Annotated in this window: 14 protein-coding genes and 2 tRNA genes; 9 read left to right on the top strand and 7 right to left on the bottom strand. The window is 67.3% G+C overall.

Going from position 1 to position 13,802, the window contains the following annotated elements:
• Nucleotides 1–12: 12 nt before the first annotated feature.
• Nucleotides 13–789: an SDR family NAD(P)-dependent oxidoreductase gene (locus BMY12_RS10940; protein WP_093285844.1), complete on the bottom strand. Its 777-nt coding sequence runs from the start codon at nt 787–789 to the stop codon at nt 13–15.
• Nucleotides 790–969: 180 nt separating this feature from the next.
• On the opposite strand from BMY12_RS10940, the gene BMY12_RS10935 reads away from it, so the two are divergent.
• The 3 genes from BMY12_RS10935 (at nt 970) to BMY12_RS10925 (ending at nt 3,951) form a co-directional block, all read left to right on the top strand.
• Nucleotides 970–2,601: an AMP-binding protein gene (locus tag BMY12_RS10935; protein WP_177188950.1), complete on the top strand. Its 1,632-nt coding sequence runs from the start codon at nt 970–972 to the stop codon at nt 2,599–2,601.
• A gap of 65 nt (nt 2,602–2,666) precedes the next feature.
• On the top strand, nt 2,667–3,737 hold the full coding sequence (locus tag BMY12_RS10930) for an AraC family transcriptional regulator (protein ID WP_093285842.1): 1,071 nt from the start codon (nt 2,667–2,669) through the stop codon (nt 3,735–3,737).
• Between the two features lie 137 nt (nt 3,738–3,874).
• Nucleotides 3,875–3,951 (top strand) — tRNA-Arg (locus tag BMY12_RS10925).
• A 314-nt stretch (nt 3,952–4,265) separates the two neighbouring features.
• Here BMY12_RS10925 and BMY12_RS10920 read toward each other — a convergent pair.
• The 3 genes from BMY12_RS10920 to dapA all read right to left on the bottom strand — a co-directional run bounded on the left by BMY12_RS10920 (nt 4,266) and on the right by dapA (nt 5,582).
• Nucleotides 4,266–4,358 (bottom strand) — tRNA-Ser (locus BMY12_RS10920).
• Between the two features lie 34 nt (nt 4,359–4,392).
• Complete coding sequence (locus tag BMY12_RS10915) at nt 4,393–4,704, bottom strand: hypothetical protein (protein ID WP_093285839.1); 312 nt, start codon at nt 4,702–4,704, stop codon at nt 4,393–4,395.
• The gene (gene dapA, locus BMY12_RS10910; protein WP_093285836.1) at nt 4,704–5,582 is read right to left on the bottom strand and encodes a 4-hydroxy-tetrahydrodipicolinate synthase; all 879 of its coding nucleotides are present in this window, start codon (nt 5,580–5,582) and stop codon (nt 4,704–4,706) included. The genes BMY12_RS10915 and dapA overlap by 1 nt, the downstream gene beginning before the upstream one ends.
• A 144-nt stretch (nt 5,583–5,726) precedes the next feature.
• Here dapA and BMY12_RS10905 point away from each other — a divergent pair, with 144 nt between their 5' ends.
• From BMY12_RS10905 to BMY12_RS10880, 6 genes are read left to right on the top strand one after another with little or no spacing between them, the layout of a single operon-like run.
• A complete protein-coding gene (locus tag BMY12_RS10905; RefSeq protein ID WP_093285834.1) occupies nt 5,727–6,266 on the top strand; it encodes a glycine cleavage system transcriptional repressor in 540 nt (179 codons plus the stop codon).
• A 10-nt stretch (nt 6,267–6,276) separates the two neighbouring features.
• Nucleotides 6,277–6,744 carry a peroxiredoxin gene (locus tag BMY12_RS10900; protein WP_093285831.1) on the top strand — a complete coding sequence of 156 codons (468 nt, stop codon included), beginning with the start codon at nt 6,277–6,279 and terminating at the stop codon, nt 6,742–6,744.
• Between the two features lie 34 nt (nt 6,745–6,778).
• Entirely contained in the window at nt 6,779–7,456 is a 678-nt protein-coding gene (locus BMY12_RS10895) for a fumarylacetoacetate hydrolase family protein (RefSeq protein WP_245732463.1), read from the top strand.
• Complete coding sequence (locus BMY12_RS10890; protein ID WP_245732461.1) at nt 7,453–8,112, top strand: DUF502 domain-containing protein; 660 nt, start codon at nt 7,453–7,455, stop codon at nt 8,110–8,112. The genes BMY12_RS10895 and BMY12_RS10890 overlap by 4 nt, the downstream gene beginning before the upstream one ends.
• A 14-nt stretch (nt 8,113–8,126) precedes the next feature.
• Nucleotides 8,127–9,341 carry an MFS transporter gene (locus BMY12_RS10885; RefSeq protein WP_245732459.1) on the top strand — a complete coding sequence of 405 codons (1,215 nt, stop codon included), beginning with the start codon at nt 8,127–8,129 and terminating at the stop codon, nt 9,339–9,341.
• A gap of 42 nt (nt 9,342–9,383) precedes the next feature.
• Nucleotides 9,384–10,238, top strand: a complete 855-nt coding sequence (locus BMY12_RS10880; RefSeq protein ID WP_143068925.1) for a hypothetical protein — start codon at nt 9,384–9,386, stop codon at nt 10,236–10,238.
• Here the strand turns inward: BMY12_RS10880 and der are convergent.
• The 3 genes from der to BMY12_RS10865 all read right to left on the bottom strand — a co-directional run bounded on the left by der (nt 10,235) and on the right by BMY12_RS10865 (nt 13,770).
• Complete coding sequence (gene der / locus BMY12_RS10875) at nt 10,235–11,632, bottom strand: ribosome biogenesis GTPase Der (protein ID WP_093285824.1); 1,398 nt, start codon at nt 11,630–11,632, stop codon at nt 10,235–10,237. The two genes, BMY12_RS10880 and der, sit on opposite strands and share 4 nt — an antisense overlap.
• A 351-nt stretch (nt 11,633–11,983) precedes the next feature.
• Nucleotides 11,984–13,135 carry an outer membrane protein assembly factor BamB gene (bamB, locus tag BMY12_RS10870; protein WP_093285821.1) on the bottom strand — a complete coding sequence of 384 codons (1,152 nt, stop codon included), beginning with the start codon at nt 13,133–13,135 and terminating at the stop codon, nt 11,984–11,986.
• Nucleotides 13,132–13,770 (bottom strand): YfgM family protein, encoded by a 639-nt coding sequence (locus BMY12_RS10865; RefSeq protein ID WP_093285819.1) that lies wholly within the window; start codon nt 13,768–13,770, stop codon nt 13,132–13,134. Before BMY12_RS10865 ends, bamB begins: the two co-directional genes overlap by 4 nt.
• Between the last annotated feature and the right edge of the window lie 32 nt (nt 13,771–13,802).

The raw sequence follows: 13,802 nt of genomic DNA, 5'->3' as shown, positions 1-13,802 counted from the left end.
ACGCAGTCGGGCTCAGGGCCGCGGCGTCCACTCGCTGCTCAAGGCGTAGTCCGACAGATACTTGGTGGAACTCCAGCCGCCGTCGACGACGATGGTCTGGCCGTTGATGTAGCTGCCGCCCGCAGAGCAGAGAAAGGCCACGGTGCTGGCGATGTCGTCCGGCTGCCCCATGCGGTAGTGCGGCGTCATCTCGGTGTTGATGCGACGGAAGCGCTCGTCGTGGAGACGATGCTCGGTCATGGGCGTGGGAATCACACCCGGGGCCACAGCGTTGCAGCGGATGCCCTGCGCGCCGTACTGACAGGCGATGTGCGTGGTGAGCGCAGTCATGCCGCCCTTGGCCGCCGAGTAGGCGCCGCCGCGCATGCCGCCGATCACGGCGAAGGTGGAAGTGATGTTGATGATCGCTGCGCCCTGCTGCAGATGCGGAATCACCTCGCGCGCCAGACGAAACGGCGCGCGCAGCATCAGGCCCAGGAAATAATCCAGGCTCTCGTCGTCGGTCTCGTGTACCGGCTTGGGACTGCCGACGCCGGCGTTGTTGATCAGAAAGTCGATGCGGCCGAAGCGCGCCAGCGCCTGCTCGACGATGCGCGGGGGCGCGTCGTCCCGGGTGATATCCACGGCCAGCGTCGCCACCCGCGCGGCATCGGGCATGGCCCGCTCCAGCGCGGCGAGCTTGGCGGCATCGCGGCCCACGCCCAGCACCGCCATGCCCATGGCGGCCAGCTTCTGACAGCAGGCCAGACCGATGCCGCTGCCGGCGCCGGTGACGATTGCGAGCTGCATGGCCCTTCTCCTCTTCCATCGATGTTGGTCCGGCACTGTAAGGGCCACCAGGCGCGTGGTCTTGATCGCGCAGGACGTGGCCATGTCCGCATGCGACAGTCGTGCGGCGCCGCGTGTCGCCGGACATCAAGACCGCACCGCCCCCGCCTGCCGTAACTTGCCGCTTCCTGGCCGATGGCCATGCAAGGGACTTCGACGACGGTGCCGGAACGCAAGCTGATCGCAGGCCGCAGGCTGCGCTGGGACGAGGCGCGCGCGGCGCAGGCTTATGCGCAGGGGCTGTGGGTGCGCAGCACCCTGGCCGATGCCCTGCGCCGGACCGCGCAGCAGAGCCCGCAGCGCGTGCTGCTGGTGGACGGCGCGACGCGCCTGGATGCGCAGAGCCTGCTGCAGCAGGCCGAGCGTCTGGCGCAGGCGCTGCTGGCGCGCGCCGCGCCGGGCGCGGTGGTGTCTTTCATGCTGCCCAACTGGCACGAGGCGGCGGTGATCTATCTGGGCGCGACCCTGGCCGGAATGGTCGCCAATCCCATCCTGCCCTCGCTGCGCGAGCGTGAGCTGCGCTTCATCCTGCAGGACTGCGACAGCCGCTTCCTGTTCATCCCCGCACGCTTTCGCGAACACGATTACGCCGCGATGCTGAGCCAGGTCTGCGCGACGCTGCCGCAGCCGCCGGCGGTGGTGGTGCTGCGCGGCGAAGCCGGCAAGCACCTGCACTACGAATCCCTGCTGCGCGAGCCCGCGCGCGCGCTGCCGCTGCCGGCCCAGGAGGCCGATGCCCTGCGCATGGTGATGTACACCTCCGGCACCACCGGCCGCGCCAAGGGTGTGATGCACAGCCACAACAGCATCCACGCGCTGAACTGCCAGCTGCGTGCGCACTGGCGCATCACGCCAGGTGACAAGTTTCTGGTGCCCTCGCCGATCAGCCACATCGGCGGTTCGATCTACGCCTTCGAAGGCCCCCTGCTGCTGGGCACCACGGCAGTGCTGATGGCGCGCTGGGAACCGGATGCGGCGGTGGCGCTGATGCAGGCCGAGGGCTGCACGCACATGGCCGGCGCCACACCCTTCCTGCAGCAGTTGCTGGCCGCCGCGCAGCGCGCCGGCACGCGCCTGCCGCAGCTCAAGGTCTTCATCTGCGGCGGCGCCTCGGTGCCGCCGGCGCTGATCCGCGAGGCCGGCGAATACTTCTCCAGCGCCGCCGTGACGCGCGTCTACGGTTCCACGGAAGTGCCGGTGACCACGGTAGGCGTCACCGACCGCGCCGATGCCGCGCACGCCGCCAGCAGCGACGGGCTGCCCGGCATTGCGCAGATCCGCCTCGCCGCCGTGCCCGGCGCCAGCGAGGGCGACGGTGAAATCCTGGCGCGCGGACCGCAGATGCTGCGCGGCTATCTGCATGAGGAAGACGATGCCAGCGCCTTCGACGGCGAAGGCTATTTCCGCACCGGCGATCTGGGCCGCTGGCAGGATGACCGCTATTTGGTGGTCACCGGCCGCGCCAAGGATCTCATCATCCGCAACGGCGAAAACATCTCGCCCAAGGAAGTCGAAGACCTGCTGCTGACGCATCCGCAGATCGCCGAGGTGGCCATCGTCGGCCTGCCCGATCCGCGCACCGGCGAGCGCGCCTGTGCGGTGGTGGTGCCGCGTGGTGCCGAGCCGCCCAGCCTGGACGCGCTGCGTGAGTTTCTGCTGCGTCTGCAGGTCGCCAGATTCAAGCTGCCCGAACAGCTGCAGCTGCGCGCCGCGCTGCCCAAGAACGACGCCGGCAAGGTGCTCAAACAGCAGCTGCGCAGCGAACTCATGTAGAGAACGGGCGGCGGCGGGCACGCCGCCCAGGCCAGGGCTTTTCGGCTAGGATCGCGGCTGATCCCATGAGTCAAGCGCCACGCCCCCCGCCCGATGCCGCCGCCACGCAGTCGCCCGAGGCGGGCGCCGCGATGCTGCGCATCGAAGCCCTGCACAAGTTTCCCGAGGTGGTGCGCGCCCTGGGCGGCGATCCCGAGGCGCTGCTGCGGGCGGTGCAGGTGGAACCGGCAAGCCTGGGCAAACACCATGCCGTGATCGCGCACCGCACCCTGGCGCGCCTGCTGGAACTGGCCGCCGAAACCCTGCGCTGCCCGGACTTCGGCATGCGCCTGTCCGCCGCACAGGCCGGCGCCAAGATTCTGGGTCCGCTGGAATACGTGATGCGTAACTCGCGCAGCGTGCGCGAGGCCTTTCGCTACTGCGTGGAGCATCTGCGCGTGTACAGCACCACGGTCTCGCAGCTGCGCTACGAGGAACTGCGCGTGGACGACGGCACTTTTCTGCACATCGAGGTGCAGCTGCCGCGCATGCCGCATCAGCCACAGACCGCGGAACGCTCGCTGCTGGTCACCCAGCAGAACGCCATCGCCATCAGCAGCGGCCGGGTGCGGGCGCGCGAGGTCTGGTTCACGCATGCAGCGCTGTCGCCGCCGGAGGTCTATCGCCACTACTTCAGTGCCGAACCGCGCTTCGCACAGAGCATGAACGGCCTGTTGTTCGCCGACGCAGATTTCGACGTGCCGGTGCCGGACATCGATCCACAGGTCTATGAACTGGCCACGCACTACATCGAGCAGCGCTTTCCGGTCAGCGACGCGGCGCTGAGCACGCATCTGCGCGCGGTGGTGGAACGCCTGCTGCTGAGCGGCGACTGCACGCACAACAGCGTGGCGGCGGCACTGGGCATGCACCCGCGCACCCTGCAGCGCCGGCTCAAGACCGAGAACCAGTCCTTCGAAGCCATCCGTGACAGCGTGCGTCGTGAAGTGGCGCTGCGTTCGCTCAAGGAATCCGCACTGCCGCTGATCCAGATCGCGCAGATGCTCGGCTACTCCGACACCTCGGCCCTCTCGCGCAGCTGCCTGCGCTGGTTCGGCGCCACGCCCAGACAGCTGCGCGAGGGACGTCAGGACTGAAGCGGCATCCGCCGCTGAAAGCTCCCAAGCAGATCCGGACCAGCCCCTCACCGCACCATCGGGCCGGCGTCCGCAGCGGCAGGGGAATCGTCGGGCACGCAACAGAAGCCGCGAGGCATCGCATAAAATGTGGGCACGCGCCCGTAGCTCAGTTGGATAGAGCAACGGCCTTCTAAGCCGTGGGTCGGGGGTTCGACTCCCTCCGGGCGCGCCACTTCCCCTGCTCGATCAGGGACAGGCCAGCAGGCCGGAATCGATGGCCTGCTCTCTGGCGGCATCGCCAGCCGCCTATCACGCAGTCCTGCCACGGCAAACCGAGCGCTGCGGGTTCGTACCGTCCCGCCTCGAAATAAAAAGCCCCTCGAAACGAGGGGCCTTCCTGCTTCAGGACCAGGCCCGAACGCCAAATAGGGCGACGAAGAGGGGTTCCCCTTTCGGGCCGGCCGCTGCCGCGGCTTCGAATCCCTCTCTCGCATTTCCACCTTGCACAAACAAAAAAGCCCCATTCAAGGGGCTTTTCCGTTTGTGTGGCGGAGAGAGAGGGATTCGAACCCTCGATACGGCTTTGGACCGTATACACGCTTTCCAGGCGTGCTCCTTCAACCGCTCGGACATCTCTCCGGAAACTTCAGGGGCGCGATTATAGCGGCGCGCGTCAGGACTTTGGGGCTTTTTCGCTGGCTGCCGGCGCGGGCGGCGGGTTGAACGGCGGCGGCACGTCCAGGCACTCATAGCGGGAACGGCCATCGGCATCCTTGACCTTCTTGCCGAACGGTTCGCTCTGGGCCGGCTGCGCGGGAATGCTCAGCGCCGAAGGCGAGGTCGGCACGGTGAGGCCTTCCACTGCACCCGGTGCCGGCAGCGTGTCTTCCTTCTGGTAGGACGGAGTACCGGCGCAGCGACGGTTGGCGGAGCAGGCGCTCAGCAGCAGCGCGCCGCAGAGCGCGATCAGCACGGGAGCGCGCATCACAGGCAGCCTGCCGTACGCAGCGCGGTACGCACCAGATCCTGATGCACGGGGTCCATGGGGACCAGAGGCAGACGCAAACCGGCGGGAATCTTGTTCATCTCGTTCAGGGCCCACTTCACGGGGATGGGATTGGGTTCCACGAACAGATGCTTGTGCAGGGGCTGAAGTTCCCCGTCCAGGCGTTCGGCCTTGGCGCGATCGCCGGCCAGCGCCGCCATGCACATCTCATGCATCTTGCGCGGCGCGACATTGGCGGTCACGGAAATATCGCCGTGGCCGCCCAGCAGCATGGATTCGCAGGCGGTGGCGTCGTCACCCGAGTAGATGCCGAAGTCACGCGGCAGATTCAGCGCCAGCAATTCCTTGATGCGCGCAATCTCGCCCTTGGCTTCCTTCAGGCCGACGATGTTGCGGATCTGCGCCAGGCGCGCCACGGTGGCGGGCAGCAGATCGCAGCCGGTGCGGCCGGGCACGTTGTACAGAATGATGGGAATGTCCACCGCCTCGGCCACCGCCTTGAAGTGGCGGTACAAGCCTTCCTGCGGCGGCTTGTTGTAGTAGGGCGTGACCAGCAGCGCGGCGTCGGCGCCCGCATCCTTGCCGGCCTGCGTGAGCTCGATGGCCTCGGCCGTGGCATTGGCGCCGGTGCCGGCAATGACCGGCACGCGCTTCTTGGCCAGCTTGACCACGCGGCGGATCACTTCGATGTGTTCGTCGACGGTGAGCGTCGCCGATTCACCGGTGGTGCCGACCGCGACGATCGCGTCGGTGCCCTCGCTGATGTGCCATTCCACCAGTGCCGAGAGGCTGTCCCAATCCACCGCGCCATCGGGAAACATGGGGGTGACGATGGCAACGATGCTGCCCTTGATCATGCGCAAAAAAGACGGTCGGAAGGGAAAAAGGGCGGCAAGTATAGCGGCTGCGCCTCGCCGGGGCGTAGCGGCATCGGCACGGTTTTATGAATACAAGATCGGCAGGCGCGCTAAAATGGCCGCCTTTCGCCCAAACTCCCGTCCATGTCCGCCAACGACAACCTGCTCACCGTCTCCGTCATCGGCAAGCCCAAGGGCAATGTGCCGCTGGAGCTGTTCAAAGCCATCCGCGAGCGCGGTGGCGAGGTGGAGGACTGCCGCATCGCCCAGATTGGCGACCGTCTCACCGCCAATCTGCTGGTCTCGGGCAACTGGAGCACCCTGGGCCGCCTGGAAACCGCCCTGCCCGGCATCGCCGAGAAGCTGGACCTGCAGGTGCGCTTCGAACGTTGCGACGCGCGGCCGGTGAGCCCGGACTTCCGTCCCTACGCCGCCGAGGTGATCGCACCGCAGGACCCGAACCTGCTGGTCAACATCCTGGAGTTCATGCAGCAGCAGGATGTGGAAGTGGTGGAAATCTCCACGCAGAAATACCAGTCCACCTATACCGGCGCGGAAATGGCCAGTGTGCAGATGGTGCTGCACGTGCCGGTGAACCAGCATCCGCAGGCGCTGCGCGAGTCCTTCATGGATCTCTGCGACGACCTCAATGCCGACGGCATGCTCGACCCGATCAAGACCTGAGAAGCCCCTCATGAGCCTGGACCTCGGCGACAAGATTCCCGACCTCACGCTGCCGGTCAGCGGCGGCGGCACCGTGAAACTGCGCGCGCTCAAGGGCGAGGCACTGGTGCTGTATTTCTACCCCAAGGACAGCACGCCGGGCTGCACGCAGGAAGGCCAGGACTTCCGCGATCAGTACAAGGCCTTGCGCAAGGCCGGCGCCGAGGTGCTGGGCATCTCGCGCGACAGCGTGAAGTCGCACGACAACTTCATCGCCAAGCAGGAATTCCCTTTCCGCCTGCTTTCCGACGCCGACGAAGCCGCCTGCCAGGCCTTCGATGTGATCAAGGAAAAGAGCCTGTACGGCCGCAAGTACATGGGCGTGGACCGCAGCACCTTCCTGTTCGATGCCAAGGGCGTGCTGCGTCAGGTCTGGCGCGGGGTGAAGGTCAAGGGCCACGTCGCTGAGGTGCTGGCGGCGGTGAAGGCGCTCGGCTGATCGCAGGCGGGCGCGGCGGCGCGCGACCGCTACAATGGCGGCGAGCACCGAATATCCGGTGCCGATCCGCCTCGCAGCCGCCGCCATGAACGTCGAACGCATTTTCTGTATCGGCAAGAACTACGCCGATCACGTCGCTGAACTCGCCCATCTCGGCCATCAGGCCGATGGCGATTGTGTGGTGTTCATGAAGCCGCCCTCGGCCATCGTCGGGGAAGGCCAGCCGATCGTGCTGCCGCGTACGCAGGGCAGCGTGCATCACGAGGCCGAGCTGGTGGTGCTGCTCACCGGTGGTGGCCGCGACATTCCCGAAGCAGAGGCGATGTCCTGCGTCGCCGGTCTCACGCTGGGGCTGGACCTCACCCTGCGCGATCTGCAGACCAAGCTGAAAAACCAGGGCAAGCCCTGGGAGCTGGCCAAGGCCTTCGATGGCTCGGCGGTGCTCGGCGACTTCAAGCCGTATCTGGAGCAGGACCTGCAGGCTCTGGAATTCACCCTGCACGTCAACGGCCAGCTGCGCCAGCACGGCCGCACCCGCGAGATGCTCTACAGCGTGGCGCGGCAGATCCACATCCTCTCGCAGACCTGGGCACTGCAGCCCGGCGACGCCATCTACACCGGCACACCGGCCGGCGTCGGTCCGCTGCTGCCCGGCGATGCCGTGCAGCTGGCCAGTGACGCGATCGGCGAATTCCGCTGGAGCTGCGCGTGAACTCGCCCTCCGAGCTGCCACCGCTGCTGTCCGACGCCGCGCGCGCGACGCTGCGCAAGGCGATCTCGATCTTTCTCACCGGCCTGCTCGCGGTGCTGCCGATCCTGGTCACCTTCAGCCTGGTGATGTGGCTGATCGGCGCGGCCGAATCGGTATTCGGCAGCGTGCTCTCGGTGATCCTGCCCGGCGAAAGCTACAGGCGCGGCATGGGCCTGCTGGTGGCCTGCGGCCTGATTTTCGCGGTGGGCCTGGCCATGCAGGGCCTGGTCACGCGTCAGGTGCTGGGCTTCATCGACCGCGGCCTCAACCGCATTCCGCTGATCAAGACCATCTACGGCGCGGTGCGCGATCTCACCGACATGGTCTCCAGCAAAAAGGGCGGCCAGAAGCTGGGCCGCGTGGTGCTGCTGCAATGGCCGAACATGCCGGTGCGCATGGTCGGCATCCTCACCGTGGAGAATCTGGCGCGCTTCAATCTCGCCCAGGACGATGACTGCGTGGCGGTGTATCTGCCGATGAGCTACCAGATCGGCGGTCACACCATTCTCATCCCGCGCCGCCACCTCACGCCGCTGGACATGAGCCTGGAAGACGCGATGCGCTTCGTGGTCACCGCCGGTGTCTCGCGCGCCGAGCCCGGCAAGCCGCCCGTTTGAGTCGCAGCGGCATATTGATTCTGCTCAGCGCCCTGTATCTGGCGCAGGGCCTGCCTTACGGCTTCTTCACGCAGGCACTGCCGGTGCTGATGCGCGACGCCGGCCACTCGCTCACCGTCATCAGCCTCAGCAGCTGGCTGTTCATCCCCTGGGCGCTGAAGTTCATCTGGGCGCCGTATGTGGACCGGGTCGGCAACCGCAAGCACTGGCTGCTGTGGCTGCAGCTGGCGACCCTGATCGGCGCCGTGCTGCTCGCGGGCCTGGATCTGTCGCAGACGCTCTGGCCGCTGTTCTTCGCGCTGCTGGCCTTCAACTTCCTGGCCGCGACCCAGGACATCGCCACCGACGGCCTGGCGGTGATTCTGCTCGGCAGCCGCGAACGCGGTCTGGCCAACGGCATCCAGGTCGGGGCTTATCGCATCGGCATGGTGCTGGGCGGCGGCCTGCTGCTCTGGGTGTACGCGCAGCGGGGCTTTGCCACGATGTTCCTGGCCATGGCACTGCTGCTGGCGATCTGTACGCTGCCGCTGCTGGGCCTGCGTCTGCCGCCCAAGACCGTGGCGGCATCGCCGCATCGCGTGCATCCCGGCAGCTGGTGGTCGCGTCTGCGCCGGCCCGGCATTCCCACGCTGATCGGCCTGCTGCTCGCCTACAAGTTCGGCGATTCCATGGGCGCGTCGCTGATCGGCCCCTTCATGCGCGACCAGCAGCTGAGCCTGGCGCAGATCGCCCTGCTCAAGGGCACGCTGGGCTCGCTCAGCGGCCTGGCCGGTGCGGCCCTGGGCGGACTGCTGGCCTTCCGCCTGCCGCGCCGCCGCGTGCTGCTGCTGGGCGGTGTGATGCAGAGCCTGAGTCTTGCGCCCTATGCGCTCGCCGCGACGGGCGCCGGCGGCGGCTTTGCCTTGATCGCCAGCGCCACCATCGCCGAGCATCTGTTCGGCGGCATCGCCACGGTGGCGCTGTTTGCGCTGATGATGGACGCCTGCGAGCCCGAGCATGCCGGCGCCGACTACACCCTGCTGGCCAGCGCCGTGGTGATCTGTCAGGGTCTTGCCGCACTGGCGGCCGGCCTGATCGCGGACCTCGCCGGTTTTGCGCCGATGCTGACGCTGAGCGTGCTGCTGTCTCTGATCGGCTGTTGGGTCCTGCTGCGCGCGCTGGATCGGGGCCGTGGCCCGGCCACGCTGCAGCACAGCTGGCAGACGCCCGCGCGGCGGGCGGCACAGTAATTGCCCTCTTTCCGGGGCCAAACTTGGAAGGACCCAAGCCTCATGCCTCAGCTCACTGGACGCGGCTTTTTGCTACTGGCGGCGCTGCTGCTCGGCGCCTGCGATGCGAATCTGCACGAACCCCTGCGCCTGCGCCCGCAGGCCCAGCCCTATGTGCAGCACAGTGATCTGCTGCTGAGCCTGCAGACGCCGCAAACCGAGGCACGCGCGAGCGCCGCACCCGGCAGCGCGGACTGGTTCAAGCGCCTGCTGTACGGCCCGCTGCATGACTACGGTGAAGCGGCCGCGCCTGCGGTCACCACCGCACCGCCGCCGGCCGCCGGGGTCGATGTCGCGCCGCTGCTGGTGGATGCCCTGCGCGAACAGCTGCAAGCCATCGCCTGGCTGCATCTGGAAAGCAGCGCGGTCTTCGCCAGCGATGCGCCGCCGGCACCGGAGGCCGGGCGCAGCACGTTCTGGACGCAGGCGCAGATCGAGTTCTCCGCAGACGCCGCCAGCCTGCAGCTACGCCTGCGCTGCGCGCTCACGCCGCCGCGCCGCGCCGACAATCACGAGGTGGCGCAAGCCTTCTCGCTGGCGCAGCAGTATGCCGATGCCGCCTATCGCGCCGATCTGGCCTACACCCTGCGTCTGCCGCAGGCCAGCCGCAAACGCGAGGACAATCTCGCACTCTGGCAGCAGCAGGGCGCGCTGCGCGAACTGCTCAGCGCACCGGCCGCGCAGCTGGCGCAAACGCTGGCGCAGGACCTGCGCGGCGAGCTGCCGAGCCGCGGCGTGCGCAAGGAACTGGTGGAGGGCGAGTACGCGCCGCTGCTCGTCGAACAGGGACAGGCGCGGCTGTTCCGCCTGGAGGACGGCAGCCTGCGCTGGTACGAACAACTCGATAGAAAAAACTAGCGCTTCACGCGCGCCATCAGGCGCCGCTTCTTCTTGATCTGCCGGCCGGTGAGCTCGTTCTTCTTGTCCTTGTACGGATTGTCACCGGTCTTGAAGCTCAGCAGCAGCGGCACGCCCTTGAGCGCCAGCGCCGCGCGGAACTGATTGGCCAGATAGCGCTTGTAGCTCTCCGGCAGTTTCTCGGTCTGGTTGCCGTGCACCACGATGCGCGGCGGATTGCGGCCGCCCTGATGCGCATAGCGCAGCTTGATGCGCCGGCCCAGCACCGCCGGCGGCTGATGCGCTTCCACCGCCGCTTCGAGAATGCGGTTGAGTTCGGGCGTGGAGAATTCACGCGTGGTGGACTCGTAGGCGGTCTGCACGTCCTGCATCAGCTCGCCCAGGCCCGAGCCGTGGCGCGCAGAGATGAAGTGCAGCGGCGCGAAGTCGAGGAACGGCATCTTCAGCGAGACCTGATAGCGCACCTGCTCGCGCTCATCGGGCTTGAGGCCGTCCCATTTGTTCACGGCCAGCACCATGGCGCGGCCTCGTTGCGCGATCAGGCCCAGCAGCTTGGCGTCCTGCTCACCGATATCGTTCTGCGCATCGACCACCGCAATCACCACATGCGCGCGCTCGATGGCCGACAGCGTCTTGACGATGGAGAACTTCTCCACCGCTTCCCAGACGCGCGCGCGGCGGCGGATGCCGGCGGTGTCGATCAGGGTGTAAGGATGGCCGTCGTATTCGAAAGGCACGGCGATGGCGTCGCGCGTGGTGCCGGGATGATCGGCGGCCAGCACACGATCCTCGCCCAGCAAGCGGTTCACCAGCGTGGACTTGCCCACGTTCGGCCGGCCGACGATGGCCACGCGCACGCCGCCATCATCGTTCTCCGGCTCCGGCGCGATGGCCGGCAGCACCTCGAGCACGGCCGTGAGCAGCTGATGCACGCCCTGCCCCTGCTCGGCGGAGATCGTCAGCGGCTCGCCCAGACCGAGCGCAAAGAAATCCGCCGAAGCCTCGGCACGCGGCCGGCCTTCCGATTTGTTGACCACCAGCGTCAGCGGCTTGCCGAGCTTGCGCAGGTGCTTGGCGATGGCCTCGTCGGCCGGCACGCGGCCTTGTCGCACATCGACCAGGAACAGCACATGATCGGCCTCTTCCAGAGCCATGCGCGCCTGTTCCTCGGCCAGTGCCGCCAGGGGATCTGCCGATTCCGGCATCAAGCCGCCGGTATCGACGACCACGAAGGCGCGGTTCTCATGCACGCCACTGCCGTACTGGCGGTCGCGGGTGAGGCCGGGCAGATCAGCGACCAGGGCGTCGCGGGTGCCGGTGAGGCGGTTGAACAGCGTGGACTTGCCGACATTGGGTCGGCCGACCAGCACGATAACGGGCAGCTTGTCGCTCATAGCGCACATTGTGAGGCAGAACGCGGATCGTCGCGAGTAAAGCCGCACCCGACCTGGGACCACATGTCTCTAGCTGCGACAGCCCGGCTTTGATTGCAGTCCAGGAACATCTGGCGTTGGGCCCTGGCAAGTCGCGACAACGCCGTAAGCCGCTAGCTTCTTCGCCTGATCTAGCCTTGGTTTCGTGCGCCCTTCGGCGCCCGAGGTACTTCTCTTTGCACAAGCAAAGAGAAGTAAGTCCGCCGCCGGAGGGTGGCGGAAGAAGGCAATAGATCAAGGAGCCAAACAAAACAAATAACAGCAAAGCCCAGGCGGGTTACGGCGCTTCGCGCCTAACCCGCCCTACTATGCTTACTTGCGGATCTTCACCGCAGTGATGTCGCCATCGGTAGACAGCACATAGAGCAGACCATCACCCGCCACCGGCGCGCGCCGGATCGGATCGTGGTCCACGCGGTTGCGGGCGATCAGATGGCCGTCCTTGGCGTCGAGCCAGTGCAGATAGCCCTTGTAATCACCCACCACCACCTTGCCCTCGAACACCGCCGGCGCCGACAGCTGCCGGTACTTCAGATCCTCGTTGTGCCAGAGCGCACTGCCCGTGCTGGAATCCAGACCCCAGACCGTGCCGTTGTCGTCCGTCACCACCAGCGTCGAGCCGGCCAGCGTCAGGCCGGTATAGCTGCGCACCGAGCGGCGCCACAGCACCTGGCCGGTGTCCTTGTCCAGACACACCAGATCGCCACCGAAGCTGGCCACGAACACATCGCCGCCTTCCTGCAGCAGCGGCGCATCGATGTCGGTGAGGCGCTCCAGCTCGTTGCGGCCCACCGGCGCCGACACCGTCTGCTCCCAGAGCACCTGGCCATCGCTGCTGCGCAGCGCCATTGCGCGGCCGTTGTCCAGGCCCACGTACAGCTCATTGCCATCGACGCTGGGCGGCGACAGGCCGCGCAGAGTGAGATTGGGCACCGAGCGATCCACCGACCACAGCGGCGCGCCGGTGTCGGCCGACAGCGCGTAAACCTTGCCGTCGCCGCCGCGCGCAAAGACGCGGCTGCCATCGCCTTCCGGCGCGGCCAGCACTTCGCTGCTCAGATGCGCCTGCCAGAGCTTGCCGCCATCGGCACGCTTGACCGCCACCACATCGCCCTTGCGGCTGCCGGCGAACACCGCATCGCCGGCAACGCCGGGACCCGCCACCAGCTCTTCCCTGGTGTCGGCGCGCCAGATGCGGCTGCCGGTCTTGGGATCGAAGGCGTAGATGCGGCCCTTGCCATCGGCCGTGAACAGCGCATCCGGCGCCAGCGCCAGGCGCAGCTCGCCGTAATAACCGCCGCCGCCACTGCCGGCCGAGGACGACCAGACGTCCTGCAGCTGAATTTCGGGATGATCGATGTCCTTGAGCGCCGCCGGCTTGCGGACGTTCTTCTTCGAGCAGGCGCCCAGCGCCAGCGCCACTACGGCGAGCAGCGTCGCCGTGCGCATCAGACGCGGGCTCATGACTGCACCGCGCCGCTCAGATCATCCAGCTTGCGCTGCAGCAGCATGCGATTGGGCTGCCCCTCAGGCGTGGCGGCCAGCGCCTTTTCATAATCGCTGCGCGCCGCTGCGCGGTCACCCTTGGCCACCAGGATGTCGCCGCGCAGTTCCTGCACCAGGGCCGCGAACGCGCCCTTGTCGTCCTTGAGCAGCACCAGGGCCTCGTCGATCTTGTTCTGCTGCCAGAGCACGCGGGCCTGGCGCAGCTGCGCCACCTGCTTGAGCCCTTCGTCCTTGCTGTGCTCGCTGACCCACTTCAGATGCGTCAGCGCCTCGTCGAACTGACTGGCGCGCACCGAGGCGGCAGCCGCCTGCAGCTGCGCGGCGGCGGCATAGGGCGTGTCGGCGTATTCGCCGCTGAGCTTGTCCAGCAGCGGCTTGGCCAGGTCGGCGTGCTCGGCGGCCAGCTCCTTCTTCAGGTCCTCGTAGACCTGGGAGGCGGCGGCGCCGCGCTGGCTCTTGTGGTTCTGCCAGCCCTGGTAGCCAAACACGGCGCTCAGGCCCACGGCCAGACCGGCAGCCAGGGCCAGGTAGTTTTCCTTGAGCCACTTCTTGAGCTGGTCGGCTTGTGCTTCGTCGTCGTAATGCGTGGTCACGAACAGTCCCGTTTTATGGTGTCTTGAAGAGG

It is taken from the genome of Solimonas aquatica (assembly GCF_900111015.1).
GTDB classification, from domain to species: domain Bacteria; phylum Pseudomonadota; class Gammaproteobacteria; order Nevskiales; family Nevskiaceae; genus Solimonas; species Solimonas aquatica.
Note: the sequence above shows the minus strand (reverse complement) of the source record. Positions and strands in the feature narration are given on the sequence as shown.

Coding starts and splice junctions, on each gene's coding strand:
- der (WP_093285824.1), bottom strand. CDS start 11,632: ATGAGCGACAAGCTGCCCGTTATCGTGCTGGTCGGCCGACCCAATGTC.
- BMY12_RS10905 (WP_093285834.1), top strand. CDS start 5,727: ATGTCCGCCAACGACAACCTGCTCACCGTCTCCGTCATCGGCAAGCCC.
- BMY12_RS10900 (WP_093285831.1), top strand. CDS start 6,277: ATGAGCCTGGACCTCGGCGACAAGATTCCCGACCTCACGCTGCCGGTC.
- BMY12_RS10935 (WP_177188950.1), top strand. CDS start 970: ATGCAAGGGACTTCGACGACGGTGCCGGAACGCAAGCTGATCGCAGGC.
- BMY12_RS10930 (WP_093285842.1), top strand. CDS start 2,667: ATGAGTCAAGCGCCACGCCCCCCGCCCGATGCCGCCGCCACGCAGTCG.
- BMY12_RS10940 (WP_093285844.1), bottom strand. CDS start 789: ATGCAGCTCGCAATCGTCACCGGCGCCGGCAGCGGCATCGGTCTGGCC.
- dapA (WP_093285836.1), bottom strand. CDS start 5,582: ATGATCAAGGGCAGCATCGTTGCCATCGTCACCCCCATGTTTCCCGAT.
- bamB (WP_093285821.1), bottom strand. CDS start 13,135: ATGAGCCCGCGTCTGATGCGCACGGCGACGCTGCTCGCCGTAGTGGCG.
- BMY12_RS10880 (WP_143068925.1), top strand. CDS start 9,384: ATGCCTCAGCTCACTGGACGCGGCTTTTTGCTACTGGCGGCGCTGCTG.
- BMY12_RS10895 (WP_245732463.1), top strand. CDS start 6,779: ATGGCGGCGAGCACCGAATATCCGGTGCCGATCCGCCTCGCAGCCGCC.
- BMY12_RS10915 (WP_093285839.1), bottom strand. CDS start 4,704: ATGCGCGCTCCCGTGCTGATCGCGCTCTGCGGCGCGCTGCTGCTGAGC.